This is a genomic window from Thauera terpenica 58Eu (genome assembly GCF_000443165.1).
GTDB classification, from domain to species: domain Bacteria; phylum Pseudomonadota; class Gammaproteobacteria; order Burkholderiales; family Rhodocyclaceae; genus Thauera; species Thauera terpenica.
Genome location: NZ_ATJV01000051.1, coordinates 1 through 25,224, shown reverse-complemented (window position 1 = coordinate 25,224; position 25,224 = coordinate 1). Strand labels below are relative to the sequence as shown.

Sequence of the window (25,224 nt, the reverse complement as noted above, 5' to 3'; positions counted from 1 at the left end):
TCCTTGGTCGCGGGCGCTCAGGCGCCGGCTTTGGTCGGGGAGCCAGCTGCGAGGCTGGGCGAGCCCGCCGCGAGACGCTCTAGCGGCAGCAAGGTGGTGATGAGGACGAAGAGGAAGACCCACAGTCCGGCGGTGCCGACGATGCCGAGCAGACCTTCCGGGCCCAGGGGCAGTGAGTAGCTGTAGTAACCGGCGCCGGTCTTGGGCACCTCCTGGCCGCCGATGAAGATGCTCCAGCGCATCATCCACGCCGAATGCAGCGCCAGCAGCCCGATCAGCAGGCCCGCGCCGGGGCGCTTCCACGCCAGCACGCCGGTGAGCACGGTGGCCGCCACCGCCCACGCGGCAGACAGCTGCCAGTTGGCCGAGGGGCCGACTTCGGCCAGGGCCTGGGCGTGGGTCGCCGACAGGCCACTCAGCCCCAGCGCCAGCCACAGCGCTCCGATGCCCAGCGCAAGGAACTGACTCGCCGCCAGCACCCGCGCCAGGGTATGGGTGACCGCCGTATTGCGCGCGCTGAAGTAGTTGAACACCAGCGCCAGGCCAGCGGCACCGGCAAAGGCGGTGACGATGAACTGCAGCGGCAGCAAGGAGGTATTCCACAACGGACGGGCGCGCACCACCGCCACTTCAGCACCGGTGTACACCGCGACCAGCACCGCACCAACCAGGCCCAGCAGCGCCGCCGCCTTCAGTGCGCCGCGGCTTTCGTGCCCGCCATAAGCCAGCACCCCGGCGAGCCTGGCGAGCTTGCCACCGCTGGCGGCATGACGCGCCAGATCGGGGCGGAAGGCGAGCCAGGCAAAGCTCAGCAGCCCGCCCAGGTACACCGGAATGAAGAAGGCGCCCCAGGACATCCACGAAGTGGGCGTGAAGTAGGCGTAGAAGTGCCAGAAGCGCCCCGGCTGGTGCAGGTCGGCGAGCAGCGCCACCGGCGCCGACAGTCCGCACACCAGCGCGCCGAGCAAGGCCAGGCGCGACACGCTGTCCCAACCCGGGCGGCGGAAGACGATGCCCGGCAGCGCCAGCACGAAGGCGCCGTAGGACAGGCCGATGAGGAAGAAATACTGCACCGCCCACGGCAGCCAGGCGACTTCGCGAGCGACGTTGAGGGTTTCGACGATATTCGGGTTCATGATCGGATCTCCTTGCCGGCTCAGCCGTGCGCACTCGATTGCAGGTTGCGGGGCTTCCACAGCGTGCCGCCGCCTTCGACCTTGCCGCTGAAGCGCTCGTCCAGGCCGATGTAGAACACGCGCGGCGCGGTGTCGAGCTCAGGCTTGAGCACCTTCAGTTGCGGCTGCGAGGCCTTCAGCAGCCGTGCGAACTCGCCCTCCACATCATTGACATCACCGAACATGCGCGCACCACCCACGCAGGTCTCGACGCAGGCGGGCAGCAGGCCCACATCCACACGGTGAGCGCAAAAGGTGCACTTGTCGGCCTTGTTGGTCTCGTGATTGATGAAGCGCGCGTCGTAAGGGCAGGCCTGCACGCAATAGGCGCAGCCCACGCAGCGGTCGCCATCGACGACGACGATGCCGTCCTCGCGCTTGTAGGTGGCGCTGACCGGACACACCGGGATGCAGGGCGGGTTGTCGCAGTGATTGCACAGGCGCGGCAACACATAGGTGCCGGCAGGCTGTGCGGAGTCGGTGAGCTTGACGCTGTAGGTCGACACCACGGTGCGAAAGCTGCCTTCGGGCACCGCGTTTTCCTGGATACAGGACACGGTGCAGGCCTGGCAGCCGATGCACTTGCGCACATCGATCAGCATCGCCCATTGCTGCTTGCCGGTGCTGGCGATGGCCGGCGTCGGCGCCATCGCCGCCGCCGCAGTGAGCGCTGGCGCAGTGCGCAGAAAAGCGCGGCGAGAGGTGGAAACGGAGGAATCGGAACAGGACTTCATGACGGGACTCCAGGGGCCATTGGCGTTGCTGTCACTCTAGGAGGGCAATGCCCCTGCGCAAATCAGGGGGATAAGGCAGCGCACTAGATGGTTTTACCTATTGCGCGGCTCGAGCTGCTGCGTGATGCCGGCGCATCACGCCAGCTTTCCCGCATACGCCGCATAATCTCGGCATTGATCTCTCAGCGCTCTCTCATGCCCCACAGCCCCACACCCGAGCACGATCACAAGGCCGGTCACGCACACGCGGCGCACAAGCCTCGGTCTGATCACGCTCACAACCATGGTCACCAACACGACCACGGTCACGGTCACGGCCACGGCCACCACCACGACCACTCCGCCAGCCGCTACCTGCCGCTGGCGCTGCTGCTGACGCTGGGCTTTGCCGGCGTCGAAGCGGTGGCGGGCTGGTGGTCGGGTTCGCTGGCGCTGCTCGGCGACGCCGGCCACATGGTCACCGACGCCTTCTCGCTTGGCCTCGCCGCGATCGCGGCCCGCGTCGCCTTGCGCCCGGCCAGTGCCCGCCACTCCTATGGATTGCGCCGCGTCGAAGCTCTCACCGCGCTCACCAACAGCCTCTTCATGCTCGCCATCGTTGCCCTGCTGCTGTGGCATGCGGTGCTGCGCCTGCTCGAGCCGCGCGAGATCGCCGGCCAGACCGTCACCCTGGTGGCCCTGGGCGGGCTGCTCATCAACATCGTCGTCGCCTGGCTGCTGACCCGCGGTGAAGGCGACCTCAACACCCGCGCGGCGCTGCTGCACGTGATCGGCGATTTGCTGGGCTCGGTGGCGGCGCTGGCTTCGGGGCTGGTGATCCAGTTCACCAACTGGACACCGATCGACCCCCTGCTGACCATGCTGATCTGCGGCCTGATCCTGTTCTCCACCCTGTCGCTGTTGCGCAAGGTGTTGCACACCCTGCTCGAGGGCGTGCCCGAGGGCCTGTCGCTGCCCGAGGTGGGGCGCGCCATGGCCGGCGTGCCAGGCGTGCGCTCGGTGCATGACCTCCACATCTGGAGCCTGGACTCACGCCGCGCCGCCCTATCGGCCCACATCGTGCTCAGTGATGCGCAGCACTGGCCCGCCATCCTCGAAGCCGAGCGCCATCTGCTGCACGAACGCTTCGGCATAGACCACATCACACTGCAACCCGAACTTCCCGCCGCCGAACCCATGGTGTTCGTGCCGTCGCGCTCCGCTGCGGCCACCGATCGCCGATAATCCGGGCAGGCCCCACGGAGCACGACATGCATTCAGCACAGGAACTGACCAGCCAGATTGATGCCTTGACCTCGCTGCCTACGGTCTATGAGCGCATCCGCGAACAACTGCAATCACCCCAAGGCTCGGTGTTCGAGGTCGCGCGCCTGGTCGCGGCCGACCCTGCACTCACCGCGCGCCTGCTGCGCCTGGTCAACAGCGCCATGTACGGCCACCGCGGCGAGATCGACAACGTGGTGCGCGCGGTGCAGATCCTTGGCCTGCAACAAGTCCATGACCTGGTGCTGGCGATGTCGCTGCATGCGATGTTTGCCGGCATCAAACCCGCGCAGCTGGACATGAACGAATTCTGGCGCAACAGCGTGCTGTGCGCGCTGGCCGCACGCGCCATCGCGCAGCTCACCCGCCACCCCGGACAGGAGCGGGTGTTCGTGATCGGCCTGCTCGCCGACATCGGCCACCTGGTGTTGTTTCAGACCACGCCGGTGCTGGCCGATGAGGCACGGCAAATCGCCAGCCAGACGAACGAAGCCCTGCACCTGGTCGAGCGCCGCATCATCGGCTGCGACTTCGCCGAAGTCGGGGCGACGCTGATGGATCAGTGGCGCGTACCGAGCTCCTTTGCCACCGCGATCGGCACCCAGACCCTGCCCCGGCTCGGGGGCGAGCACGCCGGCGACGCCGCCATCCTCAACCTCGCGCGTCACATCGTCGAAGCCGACGCCCGCGGCGAAACAAGCAAGCAGACCGCCGCGCGCGTCGAAACTTCGGTGTGGGGTTTGCTCGATATCGACCCCGATCGCTTCGCCGCCATCCGCGAAGAAGCCGAGCTCAACCTCGCCGCCTACCTGTCCTTGTTCTTTCCGTCGCAGAGGCCCTGAAAAGCGCCCTGAAAGCAGCAAAAACCTTCTGTTTTCAGCACCTTCCGAGCGAAACTGAAGACTGAACCGCATACTACATCTAGTATTTGAATTTTCAATGCAATACAAGCAAATTCATTAAGCCATTGTTTATAAACAGTTTTTGTTTTTTGCCCTAAACCGCTTTATGAGCTATTCTCCAGTCCGTTCCCAGAACCACCTACGGATGAAGAAAAAGACCATGAGCGAGACCACCAAAGCGCCCAAGAACGCGCCCAGCCAGAGCACCGTCAAGCCCACCGCCGCCAATCTGGCGATGCAGGAAATCTCGGGCGAAGTCCTCATCGAGAAATACGCCAAGGGCGGCGAGACCTCGGTTGCCGAGCTGCGCCAGCGTGTCGCCCGCGCCCTCGCCACGGTGGAGAACGAAGACAAGCGTGCACATTGGGAAGCACGCTTTCTCGAAGCCCAGGAAAACGGTTTCATCCCCGCCGGCCGCATCAACAGCGCCGCGGGCACGACCCTGGCCGCCACCCTGATCAACTGCTTCGTGCAACCGGTGGGTGATTCGGTCACCGAATCGGTCGATGGCCGCCCCGGCATCTACACCGCACTCGCCCAGGCCGCCGAGACCATGCGCCGCGGTGGCGGTGTGGGCTACGACTTCTCCTCCATCCGCCCCAAGGGCGCGCTGGTCAAGGGCACGGCTTCCAACGCTTCCGGCCCGGTGTCCTACATGCGCGTGTTCGACCGCTCGTGCGAGACGGTGGAATCGGCCGGCGCCCGCCGTGGTGCGCAGATGGGCGTGCTGCGCTGCGACCACCCGGACATCGAGGACTTCATCCACGCCAAGGACCACGGCGACCTCACCAACTTCAACATCTCGGTCGGCGTCACCGACCCCTTCATGCAGGCGGTCGAGGCCGACGGCTTTGTCGAACTCGTGCACAAGGCCGAGCCCACCACCGAGCTCAAGGAAGGCGGCGCCTACCAGCGTGACGATGGTCTGTGGGTGTATCGCAAGCTGCAGGCGCGCGAGCTGTGGGAGCAGGTGATGCGCTCCACCTACGACCACGCCGAGCCCGGCATCCTCTTCCTCGACCGCATGAACCAGGACAATAACCTGTACTACTGCGAGACCATCGAGGCCACCAACCCCTGCGCCGAACAGCCGCTGCCGCCCTATGGCTGCTGCTGCCTGGGCTCGATCAACCTGACGCCCTTCGTCAGGAACCCGTTCACCGACAAGGCCGAGTTCGACTACGCCGGCTTTGGCAAGGTCGTCGACGTGTCCATCCGCATGCTCGACAACGTGCTCGAAGTCACCCACTGGCCGCTCGAGCAGCAAAAGAACGAGGCCGACTCCAAGCGTCGCGTGGGCCTGGGCTTCACCGGGCTGGGCGACGCGCTCATCATGCTGGGCAAGCGTTACGACACGCCGGAAGCACGCGAAGAAGGCCGCAAGATCTCCGAGTACATGCGCAACCGCGCCTATCTCGCCTCGTCCGAGCTGGCGCGTGAACGCGGCGCCTTCCCGCTCTTCAACGCCGATCTCTACCTGTCGGGCGGCAACTTCGCCTCGCGTCTGCCGGCCGAGGTCAAGGACAAGATCCGCAAGCACGGCATCCGCAACTCGCACCTGCTGTCCATCGCCCCCACCGGCACCATCAGCCTGGCCTTCGCCGACAACGCCTCCAACGGCATCGAACCGCCCTTCTCCTACACCTACACCCGGCGCAAGCGCATGGCCGACGGCACCTTCAAGGAATACGCCGTCGAGGACTACGCCTGGCGCCTGTACCGCCACCTCGGCGGCGATGTCGACAACCTGCCGCCCTCCTTCGTCACCGCCCTGGAAATCTCCGCCCAGGCGCACAAGGACATGGTCGCGGTGGTCGCGCCCTATATCGACACCTCGATCTCGAAGACGGTGAACGTGCCCGAGGACTACCCCTACAGCGAATTCGAGGATCTCTACCTCACCGCGTGGAAGGACGGCCTCAAGGGCTTGGCCACCTATCGCCCCAACGCCGTGCTGGGTTCGGTGCTGTCGGTCACGCCGGCCACCGACAAGAAGCAACCGCACGACGTCGAGATCTCGGACGCCAACAAGCGCCTGTCGATCAAGACCCTGCCCGCGCCCGTGCTGTCCAGCCTGCGCTGGCCGGGGCGTCCCGAAATGCCGGACGGCAACATGGCATGGACCTACATGCTCAACACCCCGAGCGGTGACTTCGCCCTCTTCGTCGGCCAGATCGGCAACAACGGCGGCAGCTTCCCGTTCGAAGTCTGGGTCAACGGTGCCGACCAGCCGCGCGGCCTGGGTGCGGTGGCCAAGACCCTGTCGATGGACATGCGCGCCAACGACCGCGGCTGGCTCAAGTTGAAGCTCGACACCCTGGCCCGCACCGTGGGCGAGCGCTCGTTCGAGATGCCCTTCCCGCCGCACGGCGAAAAGAAGCTGGTGCCCGGCATGGTGGCGGCCTTCGCCCAGGCGGTGAACTACCGCTGCGAAAAGCTCGGCGTGTTCGACAAGGAAGACGAGAGCAACGCGGTGCTCGACACCTTGTTCAGCCTTGACGAACCCAAGACCGGCACCGACGGCACGCTGTCATGGACGGTGGACATCTACAACCCCGCCACCGGCGAAGACTTCGTCCTCGGCCTGAAGGAAATCACCCTGCCGCCGCTGGATGGCTACGCCGCGGGCGTCACCCGCCCCTACTCGGTGTGGCTGTCGGGCAACTACCCGCGCGCGCTGGACGGCCTCACCCGCATCCTGTCGCTCGACATGCGCGTCATGGACCCGGCCTGGATCGGCATGAAGCTGCGCAAGCTGCTCGACTACCCCGAGCCCCTGGGCGACTTCATGGCCTTCGTGCCCGGCACCCGCCGTCAGCAGAACTACCCCAGCACCGTCGCCTACCTCGCCCAGCTCATCATCCACCGCTACGCCATGCTCGGCGTGCTGGACGAAAAAGGCTTCCCCACGCGCGAGATGGGCATGCTCGAAGTTCCACGCGACGAGAATGAGCCCAAGCTGATGCAGGGCGCGCTGTGCACCGAATGCGGCAACCACACGGTCATCCGCAAGGATGGCTGCGACTTCTGCACGGCATGCGGAGCGGTGGGGACCTGCGGTTGATGGCAGGGGGTGGATAGGCAGGCAAAGGGCTGGAAGGCTCAGACTGCTTGGCGTGATATCAAAAATGCCCACGTCTTTGGATGTGGGCATTTTTACTTTCTGAGCTGCCGATGTGGCACGAGCCAAGCACGACCTTGAGCTCAAGCGTCGAGATGCTCAAGCAGTTCAGCCTCCCGCAGCGCAAGGATGCCCCCTCCCGAGCAGTAACAGGACGAGCGCACCCCGCCGAACCGGCCCTCGCCCGGCTTTTTGTGCCTGCAAAAAGGCACCTGCCCCCTCTGGCTGAGCAGCCCTGGCGGAGCTGGCGGACCGGATCCAGTTTGCGGGGGTTTTCGGGTCGGTGGCGCGCGGGACGCAAACCAGCCATTCCGACGTCGATGTACTGGTGGTGGGAGAGGTCGACTTCACCGAAGTGGTCATGGCGCTGCATCCTTGCCAGGACACGCTGGCGCGCGAGCTCAATCCCGTGGTGTATTCCGAGGCGGAGTGGCGCGCGCGCGTTGCCCGTGACGATTCATTCGCCCGGGATGTCTTGCAGAATCCGGTCTTGGTATTGCTTGGGGCAATAGATGACGCTCGATAAGCCGCCGACTATCCACAAGTTGGCACGCCAGGCACCAAAGTCAATCGACGCTCACGCCGACCCAATCGCCCGAAACTCGCCCTTGGCATCGGTGGCGAGGCTGACGACGACGATGGCAAGCATCGCCAGGAGGAAGCCGGGGATCATTTCGTAGACGCCCGGACCGCCCAGGAAGCTCGAATTCCAGCCCATTGCGATCCAGACGATCACGGTCAGGGCGCCGGTGACGAGCCCGGCGACGGCACCGATTCCGGTCATGCGCTGCCATGTCAGGGCCAGGATCATCAGCGGACCGAATGCAGCGCCGAAGCCGGCCCACGCATTGGAGACCAGCCCGAGCACCTCGCTGTCCGGATCGCCCGCGATAAGGGCGGCGACCGCACCGACGGCCACCACCGCGATGCGGCCGACGGTCACGATCGTGCTATCGCTCGCCTTCTTGTTGACCAGGAGCCGGTAGAAGTCCTCCGCCAGCGACGACGAGGACACCAGCAACTGGCTTGAAACGGTGGACATGATCGCGGCCAGCAGCGCGGCGAACAGGAAGCCGGTGATGAGCGCGGGAAACAGCGTCTCGGCGAGCAGGATGAAGATCGTCTCGGGGTCCGCCAGGGTGATGCCGCTGCGCTCGACATAGGCGCGGCCGAAGATGCCGACGCCGATCGCTCCGATCAGCGAGATGGCCATCCAGCTCATCGCGTAGTTGCGCGCGGTCGACACCTCGGCGACGCTCCTGACCGCCATGAAGCGCACGATGATATGCGGTTGGCCGAAGTAGCCCAGCCCCCATGCCATCAAGGACAGCCAGCCGATGAGGCTCATGTCCTCGTTCCACCACGAAAGGGTGAAGCCCTCGACACCCGATAAGGTCTGGCCCGCTTGCGCAAAGCCGCCGCCGTCACCGGTGTAGAGCACGACGACCGGCATGATGATCAGCGCCAGCATCATGATGCAGCCCTGCACGAAGTCGGTGAGGCAGACCGCGAGAAAGCCACCGATCACCGTGTAGGCAAGGACGATGCCCAGGGTCAGCCAGACACCGGTCTGATAGCCGCCGTCAAAGGCCGTGGAGAACAGCTTGCCGCCGGCAACCAGGCCGGAGGCGGTGTAGACCGCGAAGAACACCACGATGATCAACGCCGAGACCAGGCGCAGCGCGCTTGCCTGCGTCGGGAAGCGCTTGCCGAGGAATTCCGGGATGGTCAGGGCGTTTTCATAGCGCTCGGTCTGCTCGCGCAGCCTCGGGGCGACGACGATCCAGTTGACCAGCGCACCGACGAAAAGTCCGACCCCGATCCAGGCCTCAACCAGACCGCTGACGTAGAGCGCACCGGGCAGGCCGAGAAGCAGCCAGCCCGACATGTCCGATGCACCGGCTGACAGCGCCGCCACCGCAGGGGGCAGGTTGCGCCCACCCAGGATGTATTGCTCGGAATTGCCGGTCGATGTCCGGTAGGCATAGAACCCGATGCCCAGCATCACGGCAAAGTAGATGGTCAGGCTGATCCAGACTCCTGTTTGCATGATGTCCCTCGCTTTCTCAATTGTTGAGGCGGCTAGGCCTCGGCGGCGAGCAAGCTGGTATTGCCCCCGGCGGCGGTCGTATCGATGCAGATGTGGCGTTCGGCGTAGTAGCGCTCGGGGCAGATCAGCTCGGTCTCGAGCAGCACGATGCGGCCCTCGCGGCCGGCAAGCGCCTGCCTGAGCGCGCGCGTCCAGTCGGAATCGCCCGCCGCGGCCACGGTGACGAATCCCTCTGCCTTCGCCAGCTCTGCGGGGGGCACGGTGCCGTCGATGCCTGCGACCGGCGCGCCGGCCTTGATGAGTTGCGCGACCGCCGCCCTGGCCCCGGGGGCGACCACCAGCACCGCGCATCCAGCGGCGAGCGCCTGGGCGGCCTGCGCGAGCGCGGCCCCCGTCTCCGGTCCCATACACAGGACGGGGCCCTTGGGCGGCATGATCATCCGGTTCGACTCACCGGTCGGCCCCGGAAGCCGGAACGGCCCGCTGTCGAGACTCGCGGCGGCGTTGACCGCCCGTCGCACCACCTGCCCCTTGCCGTCGAGCGCGCGGCGCAAGACCTGCACGCGGTCGACGCGTGCCGACCAGGCGCTTGAGTCCAGCGCCGCGAAGGCATCGCCGACCTGGCTCGCTGCAACCGCATCGCCTTCGGGAGCGGGATGCACTGTCGACTCCTCGGTGCGGCGGAAGCGGTTGACATAGTGTGGTCCGCCCGCCTTCGGTCCGGTGCCCGAGAGCCCCTCACCACCGAAAGGCTGACTGCCGACGATGGCGCCGATCTGGTTGCGGTTGACGTAGATGTTGCCGACGTGGATGCGGTCGACCACTTGCTGCACGCGATCGTCGATGCGGGTATGCAGCCCGAAGGTGAGCCCGAAACCGCGCTCGTTGATCGCGTCGACCACCTTGTCGAGGTCCTTGGCCTTGAAGGAGGCAAGGTGAAGCACAGGGCCGAAGATCTCGCGTTCGAGATCCTGAATGCCATCGACCTCGACCAGCGCGGCGCCAACGAAGGTGCCGTCCTTGGGTGCGGCGAGACGCTTGAGCAGGCGGCCCTTCTTGTCCTGCGCGTCGACGTAGGCGGAGATGTCGGCTTGCGCCTCGGCGTCGATGACTGGCGCCACGTCAGTGTCGATCGACCACGGGTCGCCGGTCACCAGGGTGTCCATCGCACCCATCAGCATCTCGACCACCCTGTCCTTGGTGTCTTCCTGGACGTAGAGCATGCGCAGCGCCGAGCAGCGCTGCCCCGCCGACTGGAATGACGAGGCGACGATATCGTCCACCGCCTGCTCGGGCAGCGCGGTGGAATCCACGATCATCGCGTTCAGGCCGCCAGTCTCCGCGATCAGCACGGCGTGCGCGGACGCATTGGCCGCCAATGCCTGGTGGATGCGCTGCGCGGTCGCGGTCGAGCCGGTGAAGCACACGCCGGCGATGCGCGGGTCAGCGCTGAGCGGGCCACCCACGCTCGGGCCGTCACCGGGCAGCAGTTGAAAGGCGGCCGCGGGCACGCCGGCCTGGCGGAACATCTGCGCCGCCCGCCACGCGATGATGGGCGTCTGTTCGGCCGGCTTGGCCAGCACCGCGTTGCCGGCTGCAAGGGCCGCGGCGATCTGGCCGGTGAAGATCGCCAGCGGGAAGTTCCACGGGCTGATGCAGACGAAGATGCCGCGCGCACTGCCCGGATCCTCGGCTTCCAGGCGCTCGGCCTCACAGGCGTAATAGCGCAGGAAATCGACCGCCTCGCGCACCTCGGCCACCCCGTCGACCAGGATTTTTCCCGCCTCGCGGGCGGCGATGGCGCAGAACTCGCCCATGTTCTGCTCGTAGAGGTCGGCGATGCGGCGCAAGCTCGCCGCGCGAGTCGCGACCGGAGTCTGCGACCACTGATCGAATCCGACCTGGGCGGCGTCGAGCGCCCGCGCCACCTCATCGGCCGTCGCCTCATGAACCTGGCCGACGACGCTGCCGTCGGCCGGAGAGATGACGTCTTTCGCCACACCCTGGGGCGCGGCATCGTCGGCGAGGACCGGCCCCACCGTCCATTGCGTGTGCGCGAAGCGATCACGCGCCTCGATCAGCGGCAGCACGCTCGCCGGCTCCTCGATCCGGCAGCCCTTGGAATTCTCGCGCCCGGGCTTGAACAGGTCACGCGGCAGACAGATGCCCGGATTCTGGATCGGATCGGTCGCCAGCGCCTTATCCACCGGGTCGGCGGCGATGCTCGCGGGCGAAATGTCCTCGTTCACGATCTGGTTGACGAAGCTCGAATTGGCGCCGTTCTCCAGCAGGCGCCGCACCAGGTAGGCCAGCAAGTCCTTGTGCGGCCCGCAGGGGGCGTAGATCCGGCAGTGCGCCCCGGTCTGCTGGCGCACGATCTCGTGCAGCGACTCTCCCATGCCGTGCAGGCGCTGGAATTCGAAGCTGTCGCGATCGCTGCCGCCCATCTCGAGCACGGCGGCGCAGGTGTGGGCGTTATGGGTCGCGAACTGCGGATAGATGCGATCGCGCATGTCCAGCAGCAGCTTTGCGCACGCCATGTAGGACACGTCGGTATTGACCTTGCGCGTGAACACCGGGAAGGAGGCCGCGCCCAGTTCCTGCGCGAGCTTGATCTCGGTGTCCCAGTAGGCGCCCTTCACCAGGCGCACCATGATCTTGCGGTCCAGCCGCTCGGCGAGCGCGTACAGGTGCTGCAGCACCATGGGCGCGCGCTTGCCATAGGCCTGCACGACGACACCAAAACCGTCCCAGCCCTTGAGGCTTTCGTCCGCCAGCACGGCGTCGACCACGTCCAGGGAGACATCGAGCCGGTCCTGCTCTTCGGCGTCGATGTTGAACCCGACCTTCGCCTGCGCTGCCATCTGCGCCAGCTTCAGGCAACGCGGGATCACCTCTTCATTGATCGCTGTGCGCTGCGTGCTCAGGTAGCGCGGCGAGAGCGCCGAAAGCTTGACCGAGATTCCGGGGTTGGCACGCACGTCTCCCTTGGCGACCTTGGCGATTTCGCTGATGGCGTGGGCATAGCTGGCGTAGAAGGCCTGCGCGTCCGCAGCGGTTCGTGCGCCCTCGCCGAGCATGTCGTAGGAATAGGTGTAACCCTTGGCGCGCAGCTTGTCGGCACGCTTGATGCCGTCCTCTATGGTCTGGCCAAGGACGAATTGCTGCCCCAGGATCTTCATGGCCTGGCCGACGGCAGTGCGCACCAGGGGTTCGCCCAGGCGCTTGATCAGCCGGCGTGCACCTGCAGCCGGCTTGGAGGGGTCGGAGCCGAGCACGCGCCCGGTCAGCATCAGCGCCCAGGTCGAAGCATTGACCAGCGGCGAAAAGGAGTTTCCGAGATGCGCGCTCCAGTTCGACGGCGCGATCTTGTCTTCGATCAGGTCATCGATCGTTTCAGCGTCGGGGACACGCAGAAGCGCTTCGGCGAGGCACATCAGCCCGACGCCCTCGTCCGTCGACAGGCCGTATTCGTCGAGAAACGCCTCGATCATGGTCGGATTGGTGTCGTCCCTGACGCGCTGGATGAGCTGCGCAGCCGCACCGCAAACGGCCTGGCGGCGCGCGGCCGAAAGGCCCAGAAGCTCCGCCAGCTCACGCACAGCCTGGGCTTCATCGAGCGCATACGCGGACCGAATCGCGGCTCGGGTCGCGCTGCTGGCAGCCAATATCGAATGCGCCTTCGCGTTCATTGCTCTCCCCCTGTCGTTTGCCACCGCCCTGTCGTGAAGGGTAGTCCGTGTCTGCGGGTAATTAAACCAGGGGTTCGATATCGGTCATCAGTGTTTACCCCATGAAGGCCTACCTTTCCTTCAGCAAGTTTTTCTGCCGACGAAGTTTTTCATGAAGCGCCTCCCGACTCGAAACGAGCTCTATCGGTCTATCGCAGCGTCACCCCGCTCAGACAGCATCACGCCTCCATCCGGCCAGAGAAATCCCACGAATTGATGATCGAAGGCCTTATTTTCAAAACATATTCGCTGTCCGCCCTGCTCATCAACCAGGACGCCAGCTTTGAGTTTTTCTCGTCCAGATACTTTTCTATCAACTGCGCCAGAACATTATCTGCATTCAGCTTCGACAGCTCCACTTCCGCCTTGCCTCTTACGCCCTTGTAGGGATATTCGTTTGTGGATATTTCAAATGAAACCTTGCTGTTATTCTTGAGCTGATTCACGACATACGCATTTTGATGAGATGCAGACCACAATGAATCGTCGATGAACTTGAACCATAAGGAACAGATCATCGGCTCACCATTCTTGTTCATGAAAGACAAACGCATTGGAATCGTGGCATTGTTCAGAAAGCGTCGGATTTCACTTTCATCCCACTGGCTCTTGGAACTTATTTTCATTTTTCAAGCATCCGGAACACGTTGAAAAAATAGGACCACCAGACATTGGAAGCAAGGACACTGCGCCTGCGATGTCAGTTCCACGCATCGTCCCTGCTCGGGAAATCTGGCCGTCCTGCCAGACCCTCTGCGCGCTCTTACTTGTCGGTGACCGCGCCTTCGGCGGCGCTGGAAACCAGCTTTGCGTACTTGGCCAGCACACCACGCGTGTACAAGGGCTTGGGCGGCGTCCAGCGCGCACGGCGCGCGGCAAGCACCGCCTCCGACACCCCCAGGCTGATCTCGCGCGTTTCCGCATCGATGGTGATGGCGTCGCCATCCTCGACCAGCGCAATCGGGCCGCCATCGAAGGCTTCGGGCGTGATGTGACCGACCACGAAGCCGTGCGAACCGCCGGAGAAGCGACCATCGGTGATGAGCGCGACCGCCTTGCCCAGGCCCTTGCCCATCACGGCCGAGGTCGGCGACAGCATCTCGCGCATGCCCGGACCGCCCTTCGGGCCTTCGTAGCGGATCACGATGACTTCGCCAGCCACCTCCTCGCCATTGAGGATGCCCGCCAGCGCTGCTTCCTCGCCGTGATAGACACGCGCACGGCCGGCGAAACGCAGGCCTTCCTTGCCGGTGATCTTGGCGACCGCGCCGGTGGGCGACAGGTTGCCGTGCAGGATGACCAGGTGTGAGTCCTTCTTGATCGGCGCCTCGAAGGCACGAATGATGTCCTGACCCACCGGGTAGTCGGCGACATTGGCCAGATTCTCCGCCAGCGTCTTGCCGGTGACGGTGAGCACGTCGCCATGCAGCAGGCCGGCATCGAGCATGCGTTTCATCAGCGGCTGGATGCCGCCGATGGCGACCAGCTCGGACATCATGTATTTACCGCTCGGGCGCAGGTCGGCGAGCACCGGCGTGGTCTTGCCGATCTCGGTGAAGTCGTCCAGGGTCAGCTCCACATCGACCGCGTGCGCCATCGCCAGCAGATGCAGCACGGCGTTGGTGGAACCGGCGAGCGCGATGACCACGCGGATTGCATTCTCGAAGGCCTTGCGCGTCATGATGTCGCGCGGCTTGATGTCGCGTGCCAGCAGTTCCAGCACCTGCTGGCCGGCGCGGTAGCAGTCCGAGGCCTTGTCGGCCGAGATCGCATCCTGCGCCGACGAACCCGGCAGCGACATGCCCAGCGCTTCAATGGCCGAGGCCATGGTGTTGGCGGTGTACATGCCCCCGCAGGAGCCTGGGCCCGGGATGGCGCTGTCCTCGATCTTCTTCACCTGGATCAGGCTGAGTTCGCCAGCGGCGTGGCGGCCGACGGCCTCGAACACCGAGATGATGTCGGTGTGTCCGGCGCCAGGCTTGATGGTGCCGCCATAGACAAAGATGGAGGGGCGGTTCAGGCGTGCCATGCCGATCAGGCAACCGGGCATGTTCTTGTCGCAGCCTCCCACCGCGATGAGGCCATCGAAGCCTTCGCAGCCGGCCACGACTTCGATGGAGTCAGCGATGACTTCACGCGACACCAGCGAATACTTCATGCCCTCGGTGCCATTGGCGATGCCGTCGGAGACGGTGATGGTGTTGAAGATGACCGCCTTGCCGCCGGCCGCGTTAGCGCCCTTCTCGGCTTCTTCGGCGAGCTTGTCGATGTGCATGTTGCAGGGCGTGACATTGGCCCAGGTCGAGGCGATGCCGATCTGCGGCTTCTTGAAATCCGCGTCGGTGAAGCCGACCGCGTGCAGCATGGCCCGCGCCGGCGCGGCCTCGATGCCGTCGACGACCTGGGAGGAATACTTACGCATGTTGTCAGTGATGTCGGTCATGTCGAAGACTCTTGAAGTGGTTGGAGCGAACGCGAGACACCGTCTTGGACAGCAGACGAACCCGCATCGTGCCCTTGCAGGCCTTGCCAGTACGCGCATCCGTGACCGTGTTGAACACGTCCGGCATCAGTATGCACCGCCTCATTCAGCCCCATGCACTCCTGGCCCCGTCCACTCAATGTCCCGGCCAGCGCGTTATCGCCTGAACCCGGGAACACTCAAAGCCCCACGCTACACCTCACGCCAGCAGCCAGTTGGCCAAGCCCCCCGTCAGCACCAGGTGCAGAAACAGCACCCCGCCCAGCACCAGCGACTTCAGCCCGGCGCGCCCGATGCGCTTCAGCTGCGAATCGATCCCAAGCGCCGCCATCGCCGCGGTCAGGCACAACGTCGCGGTTTGCCGCAGCATGCCCACCAGGCCATCGAGCAAGCAGCCCAGCGAGTTGATTGCCGCGCAGAGAACGAAGCAGAGCGCAAACCAGGGGATGGTGATCGCGCCGCGTTCGCCGCTGGAGTCCCGCCGGGCCAGCACGAAACTCACCGCCAGGAGGAAGGGCACCAGCATCATGACGCGGATCATCTTGGTGACGATCGCGGCGTTGGCAACCTCCTCGTTGAGCATGCCGCCGATGGCGACCACCTGCCCCACCTCATGCACGGTAGAGCCGACGTAGATACCGAAATCAGCGACGGCGCTACCCAGAAAGCTGTAGATGGCGGGATAAAGAACCATCGCCAGCGTGCCATACAGCACCACGGTGGCCACTGCGGCCGCACTCTTGTCGAGCGCCTCGTGTTCACTCATCTTCAGTGTCGGCATGGTGGCGAGCACGGCGGCGGCACCACAGAAGGCACTGCCGGCAGAGGTGAGCAATACGGTCTGGGGGTCGAGCCGCAGCAGGCGGCGACCGATCACCCAGCCCAGAGCCAGCGTCGTCGAGGCGACAAAAAGATCGATCAGGATTGCGCGCCCGCCGACCTGGGCAATCTGCTGAACGTCGAGGTTGAAGCCGTACAGGGCGACACCGATGCGCAGCAGATGCCGTTGGGCGATCGTCAGGCCGCCCCGAAACACGCCGTGACCCTGTTGCGGCAGGCCATTGCTGGCGATCGCGCCGATCAGGATGGCAAGCGTGATGGCGCCAAGGCCAAAGCGCATCGCCAGCTCCGTGCCCGCCAGGGCAAACGCCAGGGTGCCCACCAAGGCCACCAGCAGCGCGCCGGGCGCCACCCCCATCCAGGTATTCCGGTTCATAACGCTCTCCATCAGTAGGGAGAGCGTAGGGGATGGACCTATAATCTGTAAAACAGATATTTCAGATCAATTTAATCAGCATTACTGATGAAAATCACACTCCGTCAGCTTCAGGTCTTCGTCGCCATCGCCACGCAGGGCCACGCCAGCCGCGCCGCCGACACCATCGGCATGACCCAGTCGGCCGCCAGCATGGCGCTGGCCGACCTTGAGCGCCAGCTCGGGAGTCAGCTCTTCAACCGCGCCGGGCGCCAGCTGCGCCTGAACGATCTCGGGCGCCAGCTGCTCGGGCAGGCGGTTGAGGTGCTCGACCGCGTCGCTGCGATCGAAGCGGCGGCACGCGGCGACACGATTGGTTTCGACCTTCATCTGGGCTACAGCGTCACCATCGGCAACCACCTGATCCCGCACATCATCGCCAGACTCAAGCAGCGCTTTCCCAAGGCCCAGCTGCGCCTGTCCCGGCTCAACACCGAGCATGTGTTCGAGCAGGTCGAGCACTACAAGATTGACCTCGGCTTTGTCGAAGGCCCGGGCGACAGTCGCATGGTGAGGCGCATCCCCTGGAAAACGGACCAGTTGGTCATTTTCTGCGCGCCCGATCATCCCTTGGCGCAGCTGACCATCACCCCCGAACACCTCGCCGCAGCCGAGTGGATCATGCGCGAACCCGGCTCGGGCACACGTGAGGTGATGGCGCACGCCCTTCACACCAGCGACATCACACCCAATATTGCGTTCGAACTCGAGCAGCCCGAGGCGATCCGCCGCTGCGTGAGGGCGGGGCTGGGGATTGGCTGTCTGTCCGAACTGGAACTGGAAGAGGCCTTTCGCGCCGGAACCTTGATCCCCTTGGCGACGCCCTTTCTGGACATGAAGCGCAACCTGGATGTGATCATTCATCGCAACAAGGCCCTGACCGGGGGCGTCTCGGCATTGCTGGAAGCAGCCGACATTCGCTTGCCTCCATCTGTGTGAAACCGCACCCAGCGCGCATAAAGGGGCACAGACAGCCACGCAAGCGAACCAAAGCGGGGTATCAAATTATTGAAATTTGACGGAAATTGCCCGAAAATCCTCTGTAACAGGCTATTTCGCCAGCCCGCAACCCCAGCCCCAACCGGGGAAGTACTGGTCGCCCTGCGTCCCGAATCACCCGCATAGGTTTCAATCATGGGCGCCCGCGTCGCCACCCCCTGCCCCAAGTGCGCGTCGACACGCTGTCGCGAATCGCGCTGGAGCTCGCATGGAGAGAAGGCCGACAACCCCGGCATGTACCCCTATCGCTGCACCGTCTGCTCGCACCGCTTCATTGCCCCCGCGGGCGCAGCACACAGCAGCGCGGGAGGTCGCCATCCCCTTCTGACTGCGGTGGCCGCGGCCGTCGTCATCGGCGTGGTGGCCGGCATCATCGGCCTGCTGTGGCCCGAAGCTCAGCAGGCCGAGCAAGTCATCGCCCCCGTTGCCACGCCCGACGCACCGGCTGATGGCGCACATCCGAGCGTGGAGGCTGCACGCGCGGGCGATCCGGAGGCACAGTACCGCGTCGGCCGCGCCGCCCTGAATGACATCGCGCGCGGCAAGGAAGCCACGAGCGAAGGCCTCGCCTGGCTGACCCAGGCCGCCGAGGGCGGGCACAGCGCTGCCATGCTGAAGCTGGGCAAGCTCTACCGTAACGGCGTGGGCGTGCCACAGAACTACGAATTTGCCGAAAAATGGGTGCGCGCCGCGGCCGAGGCGGGCAACAGCGAGGCCATGGTGGAGCTGGGCCGCTTTTATCGTGCCGGTGTCGGCATCAAGGCGGATGCGGTGAAAGCCTATGTCTGGTTCAACCGCGCGGCGGCGGCGATGAACATGGAAGGCGTGCACGAGCGCGACATCATCGGGCTGAAGTTGAGCGCCGAAGACCTCAAGGCGGCCCAGGCCGAATCCCTCGCCGCCGAGCTTGAGTCGCCTGCCACAGCAAGGGAAGCACTCGCGTCCGATTGAGGGCCCAGGCCCGGACTTGATGCACAATGCGGGCCCATACGCACAACCCGATCATCCCGACGCTGTCGTGGATGCACCGACCATGAGCCAGCGCAGCGTCCCCTCCGCCGCCTCCGCCCCGCCCGCCCTGCATCACGCTGGTCCAGACCCTGGCGCGCCGCCGCGCCTGCAGCTCAAGGGCATCAGTAAGGTCTATCCGACCGTGGTCGCCAACGACCGCGTCGATCTGGCAGTGCGTCCGGGCGAGATCCGCGCCATCCTGGGCGAGAACGGCGCCGGCAAATCCACGCTCATGAAGATCATCTACGGCGTCACGCACGCGAGCGCCGGACAGATGCTGTGGGAAGGCCGCGAAGTACAGGTGGCCAACCCTGCCCACGCCCGCCGCCTGGGCATAGGCATGGTGTTCCAGCACTTCTCGCTGTTCGAGACCCTGAGCGTGGTCGAGAACGTGGCGCTGGCCCTGCCCGGCAGGCCGGCGCTGGGCGAACTCGCGCAGCGCATCAGCGAAGTATCCGAGCGCTACGGCCTGCCCATCGACCCGCGCCGCCACGTGCATGCGCTGTCGGTGGGCGAGCGCCAGCGCGTGGAGATCATCCGCTGCCTGCTGCAGAACCCGCGCCTGCTGATCATGGACGAACCCACCTCGGTGCTGACCCCGCAGGCGGTCAAGAAGCTGTTCGAGACCCTGCGCCAGCTCGCGGCCGAGGGTTGCTCCATCCTCTACATCAGCCACAAGCTCGACGAAATCCAGGCCCTGTGCCACACCGCCACCGTGTTGCGCGGCGGCAAGCTCAGCGGCGAATGCATCCCGGCCGAGGAGACGCCGCAGTCGATGGCGCGCCTGATGATCGGCAAGGAGCTGCCGCACTGCGAGCACAGCGCGGCGCAAGCCGGCGGCGAAGTCCGACTGAGTCTGGCGGGCCTGTCGCATGCATCGCTAACCCCCTTCGGTACCGACCTCAAGGACATCCATCTCGACGTGCGCGCAGGCGAAATCGTCGGCATTGCGGGCGTGTCCGGCAACGGCCAGCAGGAATTGCTGCGCGTCATCTCGGGCGAGGAGACTCTGGCGGAGAAATTCCCGGTGCACATCTGCGGCGTCGAGGCCGGCAGCCTGCGCCCCGGGGCGCGGCGCAGGCTGGGACTGACCTTCGTGCCCGAGGAGCGCCTCGGCCGCGGCGCCGTGCCCGACCTGTCCCTCACTGACAACGCGCTGCTCACCGCCGCGCGCGGTCAGCAGCTGGTGACCGGCGGCTTTGTGCGATTCGGGCGTGCGCGCGCGTTTGCCGAGCGCTGCATCGCCGCCTTCAACGTCAAGTGCGGCGGCCCGGGCGCGGCGGCCAAGTCCTTGTCGGGCGGCAACCTGCAGAAATTCATCGTCGGCCGCGAGATCCTGCAGGCACCCAGGCTGTTCGTCTGTGCGCAACCCACCTGGGGCGTGGATGTGGGCGCGGCGGCCTTCATCCGCCAGTCCATCATCGACCTGCGCGACCGCGGCTGTGCGGTGCTGGTGATCTCCGAAGAGCTCGACGAACTGTTCGAGATCTGCGACCGCATCGCGGTCATCGCCAAGGGCCGCCTCTCACCGAGCCGCCCTGCCGGCGAAACCAGCGTGGAAGACATCGGCGTGTGGATGAGCGGCCTGTGGCCAGGCAGTGCGCTGATGCAAGCCGCCACACCGGCATACGCGGAGCCCCTGGATGTTTGAACTCGAAGCGCGCGCCGAACCCTCGCGCCTGATGTCCTGGCTGTCACCGCTGCTGGCGGTGATGCTGATGCTGGGCGGGGGCGTGCTGGTGTTCTGGGCGCTGGGCAAGGACCCGGTCGAGGGCTTTCGCGTCTTCTTCCTCAATCCGCTCAAGGACTTCTACAGCCTCTCCGAGTTGCTGCTCAAGGCCACGCCGCTGATGCTGTGCGCGATCGGCCTGGCAATCGGTTTTCGCGCCAATGTATGGAACATCGGCGCCGAAGGCCAGTTCATGCTCGGCGCAGCCGCAGCCACCGGAGTGGCGCTGTATTTCGACGGCAGCGACAGCAGCTTGTTGCTGCCCGTCATGATCGTCGCCGGGGCTCTGGGGGGCGCGGCCTGGGCGGCGATTCCAGCGCTGTTGCGCACGCGCTTCAACGCCAACGAAATCCTGGTGTCGCTGATGCTGGTGTACGTGGCCCAGCTGTTCGTATCCTGGCTGGTATTCGGGCCGTGGAAGGACCCGGACGGATTCAACTTTCCGCAGACCCGGATGTTCGGCGACGCGGCGCTGATGCCGGCGCTGCTCGAGGGCACCCGTCTGCACTATGGCTTCCTGTTGGCGATCGCAGTGCTGATCGCGGGCCATGCCTTCATGAACCGCAGCTTCGCCGGCTTTCGCATGCGGGTCGCGGGCGCCGCGCCCGATGCCGCGCGCTACGCCGGCTTTTCGGCCGCGCGCATGATCTGGGTTGGTCTGTTGCTGGGCGGCGCGGCCGCCGGCATGGCGGGCATGGCCGAAGTCGCCGGGCCGATGGGCCAACTCACTGACAAGGTCGGCAGTGGCTATGGCTTTGCCGCGATCATCGTCGCCTTCGTCGGCCGCCTCAACGCCTTCGGCATCTTCCTCGCCAGCCTGCTGATGGCGCTGCTCTACATCGGCGGCGAGCAGGCGCAGCAATACCTCAACCTGCCCAGTTCGATCTCGATGGTGTTCCAGGGCATGCTGCTGTTCTTTCTGCTCGGCGCCGACGTGTTCATCAACTATCGCCTGCGCCTGCGTCGCCGCGCGCCGCGAAGCCACTGAGGGTCGCGCACATGGACGCTGGCCTGATCACTTCGATGCTGTTCGCCACCGTGGTGGCCGGAACACCGCTGATCATCGTCGCCCTCGGCCTGCTGGTGAGCGAAAAGGCCGGCGTGCTCAACCTGGGCGCGGAAGGCATGATGGCGATGGGCGCGGTCGCCGCCTTCGCCGTCACCCATCACAGCGGCAGCGCCTGGCTGGGCGTGCTGGCCGGAATGGGCGCCGGCATGGCGATGGCGCTCATCTTCGGCGTGCTCACCCTGAGCCTGCTCGCCAACCAGGTGGCGTCCGGCCTGGCGCTGGCCATCTTCGGCGTGGGGCTGGCAGCCTTTGTCGGCAAGCCCTACGAGGCGGTCGCGCTGCAGACGGTGCCGCCGATCCGCATCCCCTTCATTGCCGATCTGCCCATCGTCGGCGAAGCGCTCTACAACCAACAGGCGCTGGTGTATTTCTCCTGGGCCTTGTTCTGGGGGCTGCTGTGGTTCCTCTACCGCAGTCGCGCCGGCCTGGTGCTGCGCGCGGTGGGCGAATCACCCTCCTCGGCGCACGCCATTGGCTATGCGGTGATCCGCATCCGCTATCTGGCGGTGCTGTTCGGCGGCGCCATGGCCGGCATCAGCGGCGCTTTTCTGTCGGTGTTCTACACCCCGATGTGGGCCGAAGGCATGGTCGCCGGACGCGGCTGGATTGCGCTGGCGCTGGTGGTGTTCGCCACCTGGCGGCCGCTGCGGGTGATGATGGGCGCCTACCTGTTTGGCGGCGTGATGATCACTCAGCTCTTCATCCAGGGCTCGGGGCTGCAGATCGACTTCCCCTCCCAGCTGCTGTCCTCCTTGCCATACTGGGCGACCATCGTGGTGCTGGTGATCATCTCGCGCAACGCCAACACCATCCGCCTCAATTCACCGCTGTCGCTCGGCAAGCCGTATCGGCCAGACGCCTGACGCACTGCCGGCGCCTCGCTTGCATGCGCAGCACACGAGCATGAACACGTTTGCGTTCTCGCATTAATCTGCCCTTGCCTGCAGGCATCACCTTTACAATCGAGGGCTCCGCCCAAGGCGGCTGAAAGTGCCGCTGTCATCATGCGTAACTCATACATCGAGGCCGGTTGAGCCATGCCTGCACCCGTAGACATCTTCCCGTGGAATGCCAATTTCGAAACCGGTATCGCAATCATCGACACGCAACACCAGAAGCTGGTCGGTCTGCTGAACCGCCTCGTGGGCCACATTGCCTATCAGTCGGACACGCTCACGCTCAACACCGTGTTTGCACAGCTGCGCGACTATGTCGAGATGCATTTCACCACCGAGGAAGCGATCTGGCAGCGCCACCTGGCAGACGACACCTGGTGCGCGCAGCATCGTGACGCCCACACCAACTTCGTCGACGAAGTGCTGCGTCTGAAAGGCGAAGAGACGATCAAGCCCTTCGAGACCGTCCTTGAGAACATCGTCAAGTTCCTCACGCGCTGGCTCGCACTGCACATCCTCGAGGCGGATCGCCGCATGGCGCTGACCGTGCAAGCCCTGGAGCGCGGCCTGACACTGGGCGAGGCCAAGCAATCCGCCGACGAGACCATGTCAGGCGCCATGCGCACGCTCATCGAAGCCGTGCTGACGATGTACGACAAGCTCGCCAACCGCACCGTGCAGATGACGCGCGAGATCTACCTCAGGCGCAAGGCCGAACAAAAGCTGCAGCTCGCGTATGAAGCGCTGACGCGCGCAAAAGAGAACGCCGAGAGCATGAGCAAGGCCAAATCGAGCTTCCTCACCAACATGAGTCACGAGATCCGCACGCCGATCGGCACCATCCTCGGCATGGTCGACCTGATGCAGCAAGAGCAGCTGTCCCCCGCTCAGGGCCAGCGTCTGCGCCACATCGAGGATGCGGGCCACCACCTGCTCGGGGTCATCAACAGCATTCTTGACCTATCCAAGATCGAAGCCGGCAAACTCAGCCTGGAAGAATTCACGCTTGACCCGCACCAGCTCATCAACGAGGCGATTGCCATGCTGGCCCACCAGGCGCAGGCCAAGGGGCTGAGCCTGCACGGCGAAATAGACCTTCAGCCCACAGCGCTGATCGGCGACGTGACGCGACTGCGCCAGGCCCTGATCAATTACCTGACAAACGCAGTTAAATTCACCACACATGGCGGCATCACCCTGCGCTGCCGGCTCATCGATCAAGACGACGAATTCGTCTGCCTGCGCTTCGAGGTGGAAGACACCGGCCCTGGCCTTACGGCTGCCGAACTTGAGCGTCTGTTCGAACCCTTCGAACAACGCCACAACACGGGCACACAGCGAGGCACCGGCCTGGGCCTTACCGTCACCGCGCGACTGGCAGAATTGATGGGCGGCAAAGCGGGGGTGGAGAGCGAACCAGGCCGTGGCAGCTGTTTCTGGTTCACCGCCAGGCTGCGCAAGGCCCGCGAGGCGACGCTCGCCCCTGCCGTGCTTGATGTACAAGCGCTGTGCGCCGCACTCGAGAGCCGCCACGCCAACAGCGTCATCCTGCTGGCCGAGGACGACCTCATCAATGCGGCGATTGCCCAGGCCATGCTGACGCGGGTCGGGCTGCTTGCCCACTGCGCCGCCGACGGCAATGAAGCCACCATCCTCGCCGAACTCAAGGCGCCAGCGCTGATCCTGATGGACATGCAGATGCCGGTATGCGATGGCCTTGAGGCGACGCGCCAGATCCGCGCCCAGCCCTGGGGACGGGAAGTCCCCATCATCGCGCTCACCGCCAATGCCTTCGCCGAGGACCGTGCGCGATGCCTGGAGGCCGGGATGAACGACTTTGTCACCAAACCCATCACGCCCGTAGTGCTCTACGCCAAATTGCTGCACTGGCTTGATGACAAAAAGGCCTCAGCCCCCGAGAGCTGAGCACTGCGGCGTCGTGAGGCCAGACTCACGGATACTGCTTACGGACACGATCCACAGTCGGGCACTCTGGCGCGCAGTGATACGGTCGCGCCACTTCTGCAGCGCGATCTCCCCCGCGCCCTTGCTACCCTCACTGGGCGAGCAGACGGCATCCGTCATGTTTTCCGCTCCCACACGACTGAAGGCTCAAGGAGCCGCACACCGCCTCGAGCACTCCTTCGAGCTGAAATCTCGGCCCTTGTGGACCAGAATGAATTTCTCATGGGAGAGGAGCATCAATGAGCGCGCATTCAAAAGGCCGACGGGGACAGGCCGACGCCCTCACCGATCACACGCAGCCGCACATCAAGAAGCACTACTACAACATCTTCGACGATGCGCTTGCGGTGATGCTGATCGTCGACCCCAAGAGCGGCCAGATCGTCGATGCGAACCTTGCCGCCGAGCGCTTCTATGGCTGGTCGAGAGCACGCTTGCGGCAAATGCACATCAGCGAGATCAACACCCTGCCGCTTGATCAGCTGCGTGCCCAGCTGGAGGCAGCACATCGGGCGCACCGCACGCAGCTCGAATTCCGACACCGCCGCGCCGACGGTTCGACCTGCGATGTCGAGGCGGCCACCGGGTGGACCCATGATGGTGATCGCGCGCTGGTGTACTCGATCGTGCACGACATCAGCGCGCGCAAGGCCGCCGAGGAGGAGCTACGCAAACTGTCGCGCGCCGTCGAGGAAAGCCCGGAGAGCATCGTCATCACCGACACCCGGGCGCAAATCGAATACGTCAACCAGGCCTCCCGAGTTCGACAGTTCGCCTTCCAAAAAGCCGTTTTTTGAGAAATCGCGCTAGTGTTCATGCGGGTTACAGGCCGTTTTCCCAAA

Annotated in this window: 18 protein-coding genes; 11 read left to right on the top strand and 7 right to left on the bottom strand. The window is 65.0% G+C overall.

The features are described 5' to 3' along the window. Positions 1-17: 17 nt before the first annotated feature. Positions 18-1,136: an NrfD/PsrC family molybdoenzyme membrane anchor subunit gene (gene nrfD, locus M622_RS29295; protein WP_021249206.1), complete on the bottom strand. Its 1,119-nt coding sequence runs from the start codon at positions 1,134-1,136 to the stop codon at positions 18-20. 20 nt (positions 1,137-1,156) lie between these two features. Then, on the bottom strand, positions 1,157-1,909 hold the full coding sequence (gene dsrO / locus M622_RS29290; protein ID WP_031346786.1) for a sulfate reduction electron transfer complex DsrMKJOP subunit DsrO: 753 nt from the start codon (positions 1,907-1,909) through the stop codon (positions 1,157-1,159). A 195-nt stretch (positions 1,910-2,104) separates the two neighbouring features. Here dsrO and M622_RS29285 point away from each other — a divergent pair, with 195 nt between their 5' ends. The 4 genes from M622_RS29285 to M622_RS0120195 all read left to right on the top strand — a co-directional run bounded on the left by M622_RS29285 (position 2,105) and on the right by M622_RS0120195 (position 7,721). Next, positions 2,105-3,133: a cation diffusion facilitator family transporter gene (locus M622_RS29285; RefSeq protein ID WP_021249203.1), complete on the top strand. Its 1,029-nt coding sequence runs from the start codon at positions 2,105-2,107 to the stop codon at positions 3,131-3,133. Positions 3,134-3,159: 26 nt separating this feature from the next. Then, entirely contained in the window at positions 3,160-4,014 is an 855-nt protein-coding gene (locus M622_RS29280) for an HDOD domain-containing protein (RefSeq protein ID WP_021249202.1), read from the top strand. A 220-nt stretch (positions 4,015-4,234) separates the two neighbouring features. After that, positions 4,235-7,138: an adenosylcobalamin-dependent ribonucleoside-diphosphate reductase gene (locus M622_RS29275; protein ID WP_031346784.1), complete on the top strand. Its 2,904-nt coding sequence runs from the start codon at positions 4,235-4,237 to the stop codon at positions 7,136-7,138. Between the two features lie 292 nt (positions 7,139-7,430). Continuing rightward, positions 7,431-7,721, top strand: coding sequence for a nucleotidyltransferase domain-containing protein (locus M622_RS0120195; RefSeq protein WP_084520723.1), 291 nt, complete (start codon positions 7,431-7,433; stop codon positions 7,719-7,721). A gap of 51 nt (positions 7,722-7,772) precedes the next feature. Here M622_RS0120195 and putP read toward each other — a convergent pair whose 3' ends face one another. The 5 genes from putP to M622_RS29250 form a co-directional block, all read right to left on the bottom strand. After that, complete coding sequence (gene putP, locus M622_RS29270) at positions 7,773-9,245, bottom strand: sodium/proline symporter PutP (RefSeq protein ID WP_021249199.1); 1,473 nt, start codon at positions 9,243-9,245, stop codon at positions 7,773-7,775. A 32-nt stretch (positions 9,246-9,277) separates the two neighbouring features. Then, entirely contained in the window at positions 9,278-12,937 is a 3,660-nt protein-coding gene (putA, locus tag M622_RS29265; protein WP_021249198.1) for a bifunctional proline dehydrogenase/L-glutamate gamma-semialdehyde dehydrogenase PutA, read from the bottom strand. A 218-nt stretch (positions 12,938-13,155) separates the two neighbouring features. Further along, positions 13,156-13,602, bottom strand: coding sequence for a pyridoxamine 5'-phosphate oxidase family protein (locus tag M622_RS29260; protein WP_021249197.1), 447 nt, complete (start codon positions 13,600-13,602; stop codon positions 13,156-13,158). A 137-nt stretch (positions 13,603-13,739) separates the two neighbouring features. Next, positions 13,740-15,419: a dihydroxy-acid dehydratase gene (gene ilvD / locus M622_RS29255; RefSeq protein ID WP_021249196.1), complete on the bottom strand. Its 1,680-nt coding sequence runs from the start codon at positions 15,417-15,419 to the stop codon at positions 13,740-13,742. A 238-nt stretch (positions 15,420-15,657) separates the two neighbouring features. Continuing rightward, complete coding sequence (locus M622_RS29250; RefSeq protein ID WP_021249195.1) at positions 15,658-16,674, bottom strand: YeiH family protein; 1,017 nt, start codon at positions 16,672-16,674, stop codon at positions 15,658-15,660. A gap of 87 nt (positions 16,675-16,761) precedes the next feature. Here M622_RS29250 and M622_RS29245 point away from each other — a divergent pair, with 87 nt between their 5' ends. From M622_RS29245 to M622_RS29215, 7 genes are all read left to right on the top strand, one after another. Next, positions 16,762-17,652, top strand: a complete 891-nt coding sequence (locus tag M622_RS29245; RefSeq protein ID WP_021249194.1) for a LysR substrate-binding domain-containing protein — start codon at positions 16,762-16,764, stop codon at positions 17,650-17,652. 195 nt (positions 17,653-17,847) lie between these two features. Further along, positions 17,848-18,663, top strand: a complete 816-nt coding sequence (locus M622_RS29240; protein WP_031346778.1) for an SEL1-like repeat protein — start codon at positions 17,848-17,850, stop codon at positions 18,661-18,663. Between the two features lie 82 nt (positions 18,664-18,745). Then, complete coding sequence (locus M622_RS29235) at positions 18,746-20,374, top strand: ABC transporter ATP-binding protein (RefSeq protein WP_031346777.1); 1,629 nt, start codon at positions 18,746-18,748, stop codon at positions 20,372-20,374. Then, on the top strand, positions 20,367-21,440 hold the full coding sequence (locus M622_RS29230; protein ID WP_021249191.1) for an ABC transporter permease: 1,074 nt from the start codon (positions 20,367-20,369) through the stop codon (positions 21,438-21,440). The genes M622_RS29235 and M622_RS29230 overlap by 8 nt, the downstream gene beginning before the upstream one ends. Before the next feature lie 11 nt (positions 21,441-21,451). Then, the gene (locus M622_RS29225; RefSeq protein WP_021249190.1) at positions 21,452-22,384 is read left to right on the top strand and encodes an ABC transporter permease; all 933 of its coding nucleotides are present in this window, start codon (positions 21,452-21,454) and stop codon (positions 22,382-22,384) included. Between the two features lie 174 nt (positions 22,385-22,558). After that, on the top strand, positions 22,559-24,343 hold the full coding sequence (locus M622_RS29220; RefSeq protein WP_021249189.1) for a bacteriohemerythrin: 1,785 nt from the start codon (positions 22,559-22,561) through the stop codon (positions 24,341-24,343). A gap of 278 nt (positions 24,344-24,621) precedes the next feature. Next, a complete protein-coding gene (locus M622_RS29215; RefSeq protein WP_021249187.1) occupies positions 24,622-25,179 on the top strand; it encodes a PAS domain-containing protein in 558 nt (185 codons plus the stop codon). The last annotated feature ends 45 nt before the right edge of the window (positions 25,180-25,224 follow it).

What these genes read in the sequence shown, in the direction of transcription:
- nrfD (WP_021249206.1), bottom strand. Translation starts at nt 1,136, where the DNA reads ATGAACCCGAATATCGTCGAAACCCTCAACGTCGCTCGCGAAGTCGCC.
- dsrO (WP_031346786.1), bottom strand. Translation starts at nt 1,909, where the DNA reads ATGAAGTCCTGTTCCGATTCCTCCGTTTCCACCTCTCGCCGCGCTTTT.
- M622_RS29285 (WP_021249203.1), top strand. Translation starts at nt 2,105, where the DNA reads ATGCCCCACAGCCCCACACCCGAGCACGATCACAAGGCCGGTCACGCA.
- M622_RS29280 (WP_021249202.1), top strand. Translation starts at nt 3,160, where the DNA reads ATGCATTCAGCACAGGAACTGACCAGCCAGATTGATGCCTTGACCTCG.
- M622_RS29275 (WP_031346784.1), top strand. Translation starts at nt 4,235, where the DNA reads ATGAGCGAGACCACCAAAGCGCCCAAGAACGCGCCCAGCCAGAGCACC.
- putP (WP_021249199.1), bottom strand. Translation starts at nt 9,245, where the DNA reads ATGCAAACAGGAGTCTGGATCAGCCTGACCATCTACTTTGCCGTGATG.
- putA (WP_021249198.1), bottom strand. Translation starts at nt 12,937, where the DNA reads ATGAACGCGAAGGCGCATTCGATATTGGCTGCCAGCAGCGCGACCCGA.
- M622_RS29260 (WP_021249197.1), bottom strand. Translation starts at nt 13,602, where the DNA reads ATGAAAATAAGTTCCAAGAGCCAGTGGGATGAAAGTGAAATCCGACGC.
- ilvD (WP_021249196.1), bottom strand. Translation starts at nt 15,419, where the DNA reads ATGACCGACATCACTGACAACATGCGTAAGTATTCCTCCCAGGTCGTC.
- M622_RS29250 (WP_021249195.1), bottom strand. Translation starts at nt 16,674, where the DNA reads ATGAACCGGAATACCTGGATGGGGGTGGCGCCCGGCGCGCTGCTGGTG.
- M622_RS29245 (WP_021249194.1), top strand. Translation starts at nt 16,762, where the DNA reads ATGAAAATCACACTCCGTCAGCTTCAGGTCTTCGTCGCCATCGCCACG.
- M622_RS29240 (WP_031346778.1), top strand. Translation starts at nt 17,848, where the DNA reads ATGGGCGCCCGCGTCGCCACCCCCTGCCCCAAGTGCGCGTCGACACGC.
- M622_RS29235 (WP_031346777.1), top strand. Translation starts at nt 18,746, where the DNA reads ATGAGCCAGCGCAGCGTCCCCTCCGCCGCCTCCGCCCCGCCCGCCCTG.
- M622_RS29230 (WP_021249191.1), top strand. Translation starts at nt 20,367, where the DNA reads ATGTTTGAACTCGAAGCGCGCGCCGAACCCTCGCGCCTGATGTCCTGG.
- M622_RS29225 (WP_021249190.1), top strand. Translation starts at nt 21,452, where the DNA reads ATGGACGCTGGCCTGATCACTTCGATGCTGTTCGCCACCGTGGTGGCC.
- M622_RS29220 (WP_021249189.1), top strand. Translation starts at nt 22,559, where the DNA reads ATGCCTGCACCCGTAGACATCTTCCCGTGGAATGCCAATTTCGAAACC.
- M622_RS29215 (WP_021249187.1), top strand. Translation starts at nt 24,622, where the DNA reads ATGAGCGCGCATTCAAAAGGCCGACGGGGACAGGCCGACGCCCTCACC.